Raw genomic sequence first — 10,441 nt, 5'->3', positions numbered from 1 at the left:
GGCGTAGTGGTGGGTGGCGGAGGTGACGGCGGCGTGGCCGAGCCATACGGTCGAGTCGTGCCAGCCCGCCTGCGTCGCCCCGGCCTTGAGGGCGTTGCGAAACAACGTCCATTGCACGCCGAATACATTGCCTTGGGCGTCCTTGAGGTTGGCGGTGACGTACCACCACTCGATCCGAAAGCCGTCGTGGGGGCCGTGGTCCTCGGGAAAGCTGAAGACCTTGCCGGGCAGCACCTGGGCAAAGTCGGCCGCGTCACTGCCCAGGCCGGCGAAGCTTTCCGGCGGCGCAGGTTGTTGGTCGCACGCGCCTAACAGCAACAGAAGAAGCCCTGTAGGAGCGAGCTTGCTCGCGAAAAACGTCAACGATAACGCGGGCATTCCAGCTGCACGCGGCGCTCTCGGGTTTTTCGCGAGCAAGCTCGCTCCTACAGAGAGGACAGCCAGGAACAGGGGCTTAATCTTCATGGGCAAACGTCCTCAACAAATCCGCCGGACGGCTGCGGTACAGCTGCCACAGCGGCCAGGCCGACGCCAGCAGCGTGGCCAACATCGCCAGCCCCAGCAATTGTGCGAGCTGCCACGGGAACACTTGCAACGGCAGGCGCCAGCCAAAGGCCTGCACGTTGATCACCGCGTCCAGGCACCACGCCAGCAACAGGCCCAGCGGCAACGCCAGCAGCAACGTGAGCACCGCCAGCAGCCAGGTTTGCCCCAGGTTCAGCAGCATCAATTGCCTGCGCGTCACCCCCAATGCCCACAGCGGGGCGAGTTGGCCGAGGCGGCTCTGGCTCTGGGTCAGCAGGCTGATGAACAGCGCCACGCCGGCCACGCCCAGGGTCAGGCTGTTGAGCGCGGCGGTGGCGGCGAAGGTGCGCTCGAACACTTGGCTCGACCAGCCCTTGAGTTGCTGTTGATCGACGATACGGCTGTCTTCCAGGGCAAAGGCGCGCTGCACTTCAGCCACCAGCGGCGCCACATCCTGCGGCAACACCCGCAGGTTGAAACGCGCCGGTGCCAGTGTCGGCCAGCGGGCCAGCAGGTGCCGGGAATTGACCAGCACGTGGCCCTTAGGGTTGCCGTAATCGGCGTACACCCCCACCACGGTCGGCGACCACACACCCTGGGGCGTGGGAATGCTCACCGTATCACCCAGCGTCACCCCGAGCCGCCGCGCCAGCTGTTCGCTGAGCATCAGGGTCTCGCCTTGCTGCAACTGGTCCCACGGCGCGCTCGCCGCTTCCAACAACGGCCAGTGCTGGCGATAGGTCGGGTCGTCGACCACGCCAAACAGATCCGCCGGCCAGCCCTGCAATTGCACCGCGACCTGCCAGGTGGGCAACACGGTATGCACCAACGGTTGCTGCGCCAGCCAGGCGCTGAGTTGCTCTGCCTGGGCCGGGGTTTGCGGGTTGAGGTACAGCTCGGCGGTGAGGCGTTGCTCCAGCCAGTTGTTGAACGTGTGGCGAAAGCCTGAGGTCATGGAGCCCGCGCCGATATTCGCGGCCAGGGCCAACAGCAGCGCCATCAACGCCAGGCTCAGGGCCGGCAGTTGTTGACGGCAGTCAGCCAGGAACCACTGGCCGAGTACCGAACGGCTGCGCCCCAGCAGCGCCTCCAACAGGCCATTGAGCAGCACCGGCAAGCCCAGGGCGGCGCCGAGCAGCAAGGCCGCCATCAACACAAAGCCCGCCGCCAGGCTGTCGCCCAGCCATAACGCCAATAACGCGATCAGCAAGGCCGTAGCCGCGACCCAGCCCTGGCGCCGCAACCAGCGCCCATGGGCCTCGTGCCAGGCCTGGGCGTTGGCCAGCGCCAGCAACGGCAAACGCGCCGCGCGCCATAGGCTGCTGGCGCCGGCAAGCAAGGCGCCGAGCAGGCTCAAGCCCAACCCTGCCGCCCACCACCAGGGACTCAAGCTCAATTGGCCCGGCACCTCGGCGCCATACAAGCCACGCAGGCTGGCGGCCACATCCGGCAGCAACAGGCTGGCCAGCAGGTAACCACTGGCGACGCCGAGCACGCCCCCCAACAGCGACAACGCCCCCAGCTCCACCCCCAGGCCGAGGATCAACATCCGCGCACTCACCCCACAGGCGCGCAAGGTGCGCAACAACCCGCGCCGCTGCTCCAGGGCCAGGCCAATGGCCGCGTGCACGATAAACAGCCCCACCACAAACGACAGGAAACCCAGCGCATCAAGGTTCAGGTGAAAGCTCTCGGTCAACCGTGCAAGGTTATTCTCCTCGCCCTGCTTGAGCTGCAGCCCGGCGGGCGGTGTAGGATGGCGAGCGGCGAAGGCCTTGTCCACCAGCAGGCGCGAGAGCTGGCCGGGCATCTCCAGCAGCGCCTGGGCAAACCCGATATCGGTGAGCAACAGGCCGGGCGCCATATCCGCCTGGACCTGCAACGGCGGCAGGCGCTGCCCATTCAGCGTGAGCGGTTGCTGGCCCTCACGCAGTCCCAGGGCCTGCAAGGTGTGCGGCGCAATCCAGGTAAGACCCGGCGGTTCAAAGAAGGCCAGCATCTGCGCCTGGCTCAGGCGCTGCCCCGCCACCGCGCCGCTGCCGGGCAACGACAATGGTTCGATGCCCATCAACTGCAGGCGTACGTCCTCATGCCCCTTGAGTTGCAGCCGCCCCTGCACCACCGGCGACACCGGCCACCCGGCACGACGCAGTTGGGCAAACAGCGTTTGCGCGAAACTGGCGGCGTCCGGCGCACTCAGGCTGGCCTGGGGTTCGCCGCCGATCAATTGGCTGGCGCGCGCGTAACTGTCGCGGGCCTGGCTGTTGAGGGCCTGCACCCCGGTCAGCAGCGCGGTGGCCAGCCACAGGCCGGTAAGTACGCTGAAAAACTGCACCGGATGCCGTCGCCAATGGCTGAGCAAGGCACGCAAGGTCCAGTAAAACACCCTCACGTCGGCATGACCTGTCCATGATGCAGCACCACTTGCCGGTCCAGTCGGGCGGCGATGCGTGGGCTGTGGGTCACCATCAACAGGCTGGTGGGACTGTCGCGCAGCAGGTCCAGCAGCAGTTGCAGGACCTCGTCGCTGGTGGCTTCGTCGAGGTTGCCGGTGGGCTCGTCGGCCAACAGCAAACCTGGGCGCGAGGCCAACGCCCGCCCGACCGCCACCCGTTGCTGCTGGCCGCCCGAGAGTTGTTCCGGATAGCGCTTGAGCAAGTCCCCCAGGCCCAGGCGCTCGACCAATTGCGCCTGCCACTGCGGATCAAAACGCCCCGCCAGGCGGGCCTGGAACGCCAGGTTGTCGTCGACGCGCAAGCTGCCGATCAGGTTGAACTGCTGGAACACCAGGCCAATCTCGGTACGCCGCCAGTGGGCCAGTTGCGCCTCGCTCATCCGGTCGAGGCGCTGCTCACCCACCTCGATGCTGCCGCCGTCCACCCGATCAAGCCCGGCAACCAGATGCAGCAGGGTGCTCTTGCCGCTGCCGGACTCACCCATCAACGCCAGGCTGCTGCGCGCGCCCAGGTGCAGGTCGACCCCCGCCAACACCGCCAACGGGCCTTGGGGGGTGGCGTAGCTTTTGAAGACACCTTGCACCTGCAACATGGGAACACTCATCTGATGGCTGGCAATCGAGAATAACGGCTGAGGATCAAGGCCACGCAAATTTTTCACATGGTTTTCACCGGCCGCCCACCCACCGCACTTTAAATTGCCGGCCAAGCGTCACTCGTCGACAACTTATTAGTTGCCACGCCTGGCAACTTTTAACCGCAGCATGTTCAGCGAAAAGACAGCCACCCTGTGACAGCCTCGCGCTTCACTTCGGGCACTTGCCGACAAGTTGCGCCTAATTAATACAACACAGCCGATAGTGACCATGGTGAATGTAGTGGTTGACCTTACCCTGATTAAACCACGCTCGCGCCGAGCCTTTTTCAAGCGCCTCAAACCGCTTTGGCTCGGGCTTACGGTGGTCGCCGTGCTGCTCACTTGCGCGCTGTTCTGGCCGTCCTCCCCACGGGACCTCGGCGTGGGCAACCGCCTGCTGACGTCCCAGGTGCTGCCGCTGTGGCGCGACGGCGACCTGATCGTACTGGTGCGGCATGAAGAGCGCTGCGACCGTTCGAGCAACCCGTGCCTGGGCCCGGTGGAAGGCGTGACGATCAATGGCAGCCAACACGCCGAAAACCTGGGCAAAGCCTTTAAATCACTGGGCATGGACGGCACTGACGTACTCTCAAGCCCCGCCATTCGCACGGCTCAGACCTCGCGCTTCATGTTCGGCAAAACCGACATGACCTCCAGCGAACAAGCCGTCTGCGGCAAGGCCATGGGCGAAGAACTGCTCAGCCACAAACAGGCTGGACGCAACCTCGTATTCGTCACCCACAGCGGTTGCATCGCCGACTTTGAAACCGCCCTGGGCTTCCCCCACGCCAAGTTTTCCGAGTACGGCAGCGCGCTGTTCGTGCAGGTGCTGGCCAACGGCAAGTTCAAGGCCCTGGGCATCATGAAAAACCAGGACTGGCCTGCCGCGCTTAAACAAATCTAAGTCATTCCCTTCCCACCGCCAGGCTTATGTTCAGCAAAAAGACAGCCCTGTTCTGGCATGTTTAGTTGCGTCCTTAATTAAGGTCGTTATGACTATTTCCTGTTATTTAGTGAACGCCGTGACGACTTTCGCCATTACTTCATTAGTTGAAAAAAACACCATCGGACGTCAAGGAGCGACGTTTTCATGACTCGCCTGAAACCCCTGCCGGTACTCTTGCTGGCCTTCGTCGCGTTTTATCTGTTGCCACTGGGCCTGCACGGTTTGTGGATACCGGATGAAACCCGCTACGCCCAGATCAGCCAGGAGATGCTCCTGAGCGGCAACTGGGTGGCACCGCACTTCATGGGCATCCGCTATTTCGAAAAACCGGCCGCCGGTTACTGGCTGATCGCCCTGGGCCAGGCCGTGTTTGGCCAGAACCTGTTCGGCGTGCGCATCGCCTCGGCCCTGACCACCGGCTTGAGTGTGCTGCTCGCTTACCTGATCGCCCGTCGCCTGTGGAACGACCCGCGCAAAAGCTTCGCCTGCGCCCTGCTCTACCTGAGCTTTGGCCTGGTGGCCGGGCAAGCGGGGTATTCCAACCTCGATCCGTCATTCACCTTGTGGGTCAACCTGAGCCTGGTGGCGCTGTGGTTTGCCCTCGACAGCAGCACCCTGCGCAGCCGCCTGGGCGCCTGGGCCGTGTTGGGATTTGCCTGTGCCATGGGGTTCATGACCAAGGGTTTCCTGGCGTGGGCGCTGCCGGTGCTGATCGCCGTGCCCTATATGCTCTGGCAGCGGCGCCTGGGCGAGTTGCTGCGGTATGGCCCGCTGGCCATCGGCGTGGCCGTGCTGGTGTGTTTGCCCTGGGTGCTGGCGATCCACACTCAGGAACCGGATTTCTGGCGCTTCTTTTTCTGGAATGAACACATCCGCCGCTTCAGCGCCGACAACGCGCAACACGTGCGACCCTGGTGGTTCTTCCTGCCGATCATGGCGGTGGCTTGCCTGCCGTGGGCCGGGCTGCTGCCCAACACCCTGCACCAGGCCTGGACAGAAAAGCGCCACCCGGCAATCGCCTTCCTGGCCCTGTGGTTGCTGCTGCCCCTGGGCTTGTTCAGCCTGAGCAACGGCAAGCTGCCGACCTACATCATGCCGTGCCTGCTGCCCCTGGCGTTGCTGATGGGGCATACCTTGAGCGAGCTGGTCAGCCAAGGCAGAACCCGAACCCTGCGCCTCAATGGCCTGTTCAACTTCGTGATCGGCATGGCCGCCATGGTCGGGCTGATCTACCTGCAAATCGCGAGGCCGCTCTACGGCAACAGCCATGCCGAGATGTTCAGCCTGTCGCTGGCCTTTATCGTGCTGCTGGGCTGGATCCTCACCAACCTGCTGCAAAGCTTTCGGCCGCTGACGTTGTGGGCAATGCCAGCCCTGGGCATCGGCCTGCTGGTGGTGCTGCTGCCGTCGAGCATGCCGGCCTACATCGCCGATAACGAAATGCCCGACCAATTTGTGCTGGAGCATGTGGATGAGTTGCAGCACACCCACGCGCTGCTGAGCAATGAACTGGAGAGCGCCAGCGCCTTGGCCTGGCGCCTGCAACGACCCGACGTGACGCTGTATGACACCGAAGGCGAGCTGCGCTACGGCTTGCAATATGCCGATTCGGCTCCGCGCAAAGTCGATCTGGAGCAGGTGCAAGCCTGGCTCAAGGACGCCCGCCAACACGGCTCGGTCGGCGTGCTGCTGCGGGTCAACAGCACCAGTGAAATGCGCGAGGCCGGGCAATTGCCGCCCGGAGGCAAACGCTATTACAAGGGCTACCTGGAACTTATCCTCTACCCGCAGGCGCCATGATGCCGGGTTATCTCAAGACCGAACGCGGTGCCCTGCTGCTGTTGCTGGGCGTCTCGGCCCTGCTGCTGCTCACCGGCCTGGGTGCGCGTGACCTATGGGGCCCGGAAACCCGCTGGGCGAATATCGCCTTGCAGATGCTGCAGAGCGGTGACTATTTCGACCCATACCTCAAGGGCGGGCCGTATTACGACAAACCCCTGCCCTCCTACTGGCTGATCACCGGCGCGGCGCACCTGATGGGAGGCCTCGGGCCCTGGTCATTGCGCCTGCCGTCGGTGATCGGCGCGTGGCTGAGTGTGTGGCTGGTGTACCTGATTGGCGAACGCCTGTTCCGCAAGGGCACGGGGCTGATCGCCGGCTGGATGCTCGCCACCACCTTCTACTTCCTGTTCTGGGCCCGCGTGGCTACGGCGGATGTGCTCACCGTGTGCGGCGTGCTGGCGGCAGTCGCGTGGTATTGGCGCGGCCCAGACGACACGCGGCTGTGGCGCTATACGGTGTTTTTCCTGTTGCTGGCCCTGACGTCGTTGTTCAAGGGCCTGATCGGCTTTGTGCTGCCCGGCCTGGTGCTGCTGCCGCACCTGCTCGGCGAACAGCGCTACAAGCGCCACCTCAATCTGCGCCTGCTGCTGGCCGTGCTGATCGCGGCCGCCGTGTATGCCGTGCCGTTCGTGCTGTCGCACTTGTACGGCGCACCGACCTATGGCGAGAGCGGCCTGGCGTTGGTGTTCCGGGAAAACGTGGTGCGCTTCTTCGACCCGTTCGACCATATGGGACCGATCTACACCTACCTGATCTACCTGCCCGCCTACACGTTGCCCTGGACCCCGTGCTGGCTGCTCGGCCTGTGGCTGGCCGTGCGGCACTGGCGCAACACCCCGCCGAACGTGCGCTGGCTGGTGTGGGGCCTGGGCCTGCTGTTTGTGTTCTTTACCGCCAGCGGCAGCCGGCGCAGCTACTACGTGCTGCCGCTGGTGCCGTTTGCCCAGTTGCTGGCGGCGTGGTGGGTGAGTGAGCGCGTGTTGAAAAAGCCCGCCAGCTGGCCGCGCTGGCAGAAGGGTCTGGGGATCGCTGCCACACTCATGCTGTTGATCCTCGGCGTGGCCTATCCCTGGTCCAACGGCAACGGCGGCGTGACCCGCTTCGCCGAGGATGTGCAAGCCGAGGCCGTGAAAAGCACGCCCTGGAACCAATGGCAGATGGTGCTGGTGGAAGTCGACAACAAGGTACCGATGTACCTGCAAAATGGCGGCAAGCCGTTCTACTACATCGCCGAGACCCAGGACTTTCCCCGCCGGGGTGACACTGCCGCGCTGATGGCCTGGCTGGAAAAAACCAGTGGCCAAGGCTTTGACCCGCAACATACGATCATCGTCGCGCAGTTTTCCAAGGACGATCCGACGCCGCTGGCGTATTTGGGTGTGGATCATCAGGCGATCACGACCCAGCCGGACAATGGCGAGCGGCTGTTTCACAAGCGTGACGAGGGCAGTGTGGCGTTTATCCCTGCGTCACGCTGATGGCTGCGTATCAGGTGCGCGTGTACCGCACCGGCCGGGGCGGGGGACAGTGAGCCGCGGGATCATGGCAAACAGGTTTTGGCGTGAACATGCTTGTTGTGGCCTTATTTCGGTGAAATCACCGCCTCCGCCTCGATTTCGATCAACCACTCCGGCAACGAAAGCCCACTGACAATAATCCAGGACGACGGCGGCGGGTTATGGGGGAAGCGCTCACGCAGCGCCTGGGCGATGAGCTCCTGCTGATCACGTGCGGACTCGACGATATACAGCCGCAGCATTACCACATGGGACAAGTCACCCTCGACCTCGGCCAGGACTTTTTCGATATTGTCCAACGCCGTATCGGTTTGCTCGGCAATGCCTGGACCGACCGTAAGCTCCTGCGCATCCACACCTACCTGGCCGGAAAGCAGAATACGCCGGCCATCAGGCACTTCGATAGCTTGGCTGAAGCCGTATTGCAGGGAGTTGAATACGCTCTTGGGATTGATGACCTTGGGTTGCATGACGAGTCCTTGTTGTCGGTAGGAGTGCAAGGCTAACGTTAAAATTCTTACGTCTCCAGGAGAGGGCTTTGGGTGATGAAGATGAGCAGGTCCATCGGACCGCTCTTACGCAACTTTCGGGTTGTATCTGATCAACCTCGCCGCCCCCCCTTCGCGGGTCGCTGCACATTCAGAGAACGGGTGTGGAAGCCCGAACTCCCATCATGTGGAAGTGATTAGGGCCGCTGCGCAGCCCAACGCGGGACAAGCCCGCTCACCACAGAGGGAGTTCCCCTGTTTGATCTTCAACAGGTCGTGATAAATACGCTGACGCTACCAACCGCCCATCGCCAGGCTGAACGGCGAAAACTCCGCGAACTGCCAGCGCAACGCCAACGCCGCCGGGCGGCGGACCAGGTGTTCCACGGTCACTGTCCATAACCGCTGCGCGCCCTCGAAGCGGGCGACCTCAGGCCCGTCGAGAATCAACGAGGTACGCCCGGCGACCTGCAACATGTCCCCCGATTCAAAGTCGATAAACAACAACCCCGCCACCGGATTGGCCGCCAGGTTGCCCAGGGTGTTGAAGAACAGGTTGCCGGCAAAATCCGGGATGGTCAGCACGTCGCCCTCCACGCGCACGAAGCCGGTGTGGCCGCCGCGATGGGAAACGTCCACCGAGCGTTCACCGTCGACATCCACGTAGCTGGCGACGAAGAAGGTGTCGGCGTTGCGGATCATGGTTTCGGCTGCAGCGTCCAGGCCGCCCATGCGCTCGACCTGGCTGCCAGGTTTGCGTGCAACCCCATCGACCGGCCGCAGTTGGATGTATTTGGGGCAGTTCCCGAAGGTCTGCACGACGTCGATTGACAAGCCGTACTGATCAAGTCCGCCGACACGGCCGTTCATGCGGTTGCGGCGCCGGGTGTTTAGGTCGATGCCGAGCAGGCCCACTGCGGCACCCTCGTGCAAAGCGGCCCGAGCCGGGTCGCTGGCAGAGGGCAGGCTGTCAATCTGCAAAGTATAAGGATCGGGAGAATGGGCAAACCCCGGCGCGCCTTCGACCATCGTCGCCCAGGGAATCCCCTGCTCATCCACCACGCCGAGCATCAGGTACGGCAACAAGGGATAGAAGTCCCGATGCTGCTCCGGCAGGTGATCGCGTATCACCTTGGGCCCGACCACCGCCATGCGCTCGGCCACGCCGACCGCTGCTTGTAACTGCCGTTCGCCGGCATGCCAGGGGGACTGTTCGATAGGGTTCATGGCGATCACCTCAAGTTGGTTGCCCCCATGCTGCGCCCTACCAGTCAAATGCAGAATGCCCACCCCAGGCAATCCACTATTACGCCAACTGAAATGCCGAGTGCTCACGCAGCGCCGCCACGCAGTGGTCGACGAAGCTGCGCACGCGCATCGGCGCATGCCGGCCCTCGCGGTACACCACGTGCACCGGCAAGGGCGCTGGCTCGTAGCTCGGCAGAAGGCGGCATAACTGGCCGCCGAGCAAATGCTCATGCACCGGGTAGCTCAAGCAACGAACCAGCCCCGTGCCGTGCAGCGCCGCATTGATCGCGCCTTGCACCGTGGCGCAACTCAGCCGCGCGCGGGCCTTGAGCTGGCAACCCTGGAATTCCCAATGCACCGGGTTGGCATTCGCGATCAGACGATGCTGCTTGAGGTCGTCCGGGTGTCGGGGCTCACCGTGCGCCGCCAGGTAATCGGGACTGGCGCAGAGGATCTGCCGCACGTGCCCGACCGGGCGCGCGATCAGCGATGAGCTGGGCAACTCGCCGACCAGGATCGCCACGTCCAGCCCCTCTTCGTGCAGGTTGGGGTAATAGTCGTGGTAGTGGGCGGTGAGCTGCACCGCAGGGTAACGATCCATGTAGCTGGCCAACAGCGGCGCCATCACATAGCGGCTGAACAGCAACGGCATGAACACCCGCAGATTGCCCTGGGCCTGCACATGCAAGCCCTTGGCCGAGGCTTCGGCGGCGTCCACGGCGGCCAGCAGGTGCACGCAGTCGGCCAGGTACGCGTGCCCGGCGTCGGTCAGGTTGACGCCG

The 10,441-nt window shown here is 63.8% G+C and carries 9 protein-coding genes; 3 read left to right on the top strand and 6 right to left on the bottom strand.

The features are described 5' to 3' along the window. The 3 genes from BFP99_RS00070 to BFP99_RS00060 all read right to left on the bottom strand — a co-directional run. Positions 1–378, bottom strand: a 378-nt coding sequence (locus tag BFP99_RS00070; protein WP_305118780.1) for a lipocalin-like domain-containing protein, incomplete at its 3' end; no start/stop codon positions are given. Between the two features lie 76 nt (positions 379–454). After that, positions 455–2,917 (bottom strand): ABC transporter permease, encoded by a 2,463-nt coding sequence (locus BFP99_RS00065; protein ID WP_065946432.1) that lies wholly within the window; start codon positions 2,915–2,917, stop codon positions 455–457. Beyond that, positions 2,914–3,573 (bottom strand): ABC transporter ATP-binding protein, encoded by a 660-nt coding sequence (locus tag BFP99_RS00060; protein WP_065923765.1) that lies wholly within the window; start codon positions 3,571–3,573, stop codon positions 2,914–2,916. The genes BFP99_RS00065 and BFP99_RS00060 overlap by 4 nt, the downstream gene beginning before the upstream one ends. Positions 3,574–3,847: 274 nt before the next feature. Here BFP99_RS00060 and BFP99_RS00055 point away from each other — a divergent pair, with 274 nt between their 5' ends. The 3 genes from BFP99_RS00055 to BFP99_RS00045 all read left to right on the top strand — a co-directional run bounded on the left by BFP99_RS00055 (position 3,848) and on the right by BFP99_RS00045 (position 7,884). Then, positions 3,848–4,522 (top strand): lipopolysaccharide core heptose(II)-phosphate phosphatase PmrG, encoded by a 675-nt coding sequence (locus BFP99_RS00055; protein WP_065923764.1) that lies wholly within the window; start codon positions 3,848–3,850, stop codon positions 4,520–4,522. Positions 4,523–4,708: 186 nt separating this feature from the next. Further along, a complete protein-coding gene (gene arnT / locus BFP99_RS00050; RefSeq protein ID WP_065946431.1) occupies positions 4,709–6,364 on the top strand; it encodes a lipid IV(A) 4-amino-4-deoxy-L-arabinosyltransferase in 1,656 nt (551 codons plus the stop codon). Further along, the gene (locus BFP99_RS00045; protein WP_065946433.1) at positions 6,364–7,884 is read left to right on the top strand and encodes an ArnT family glycosyltransferase; all 1,521 of its coding nucleotides are present in this window, start codon (positions 6,364–6,366) and stop codon (positions 7,882–7,884) included. Before arnT ends, BFP99_RS00045 begins: the two co-directional genes overlap by 1 nt. 104 nt (positions 7,885–7,988) lie before the next feature. Here BFP99_RS00045 and BFP99_RS00040 read toward each other — a convergent pair whose 3' ends face one another. The 3 genes from BFP99_RS00040 to BFP99_RS00030 all read right to left on the bottom strand — a co-directional run. Continuing rightward, the gene (locus tag BFP99_RS00040) at positions 7,989–8,393 is read right to left on the bottom strand and encodes a RidA family protein (protein ID WP_065946430.1); all 405 of its coding nucleotides are present in this window, start codon (positions 8,391–8,393) and stop codon (positions 7,989–7,991) included. Between the two features lie 312 nt (positions 8,394–8,705). Then, positions 8,706–9,638, bottom strand: a complete 933-nt coding sequence (locus BFP99_RS00035; protein WP_065946429.1) for a pyridoxamine 5'-phosphate oxidase family protein — start codon at positions 9,636–9,638, stop codon at positions 8,706–8,708. 79 nt (positions 9,639–9,717) lie between these two features. Then, positions 9,718–10,441 (bottom strand): LysR substrate-binding domain-containing protein (locus tag BFP99_RS00030; protein ID WP_065946428.1); only part of this gene is annotated, 724 nt, incomplete at its 5' end.

It is taken from the genome of Pseudomonas sp. 1 R 17 (genome assembly GCF_900067035.1).
Classification (GTDB): Bacteria; Pseudomonadota; Gammaproteobacteria; order Pseudomonadales; family Pseudomonadaceae; genus Aquipseudomonas; species Aquipseudomonas marginalis.
Note: the sequence above shows the minus strand (reverse complement) of the source record. Positions and strands in the feature narration are given on the sequence as shown.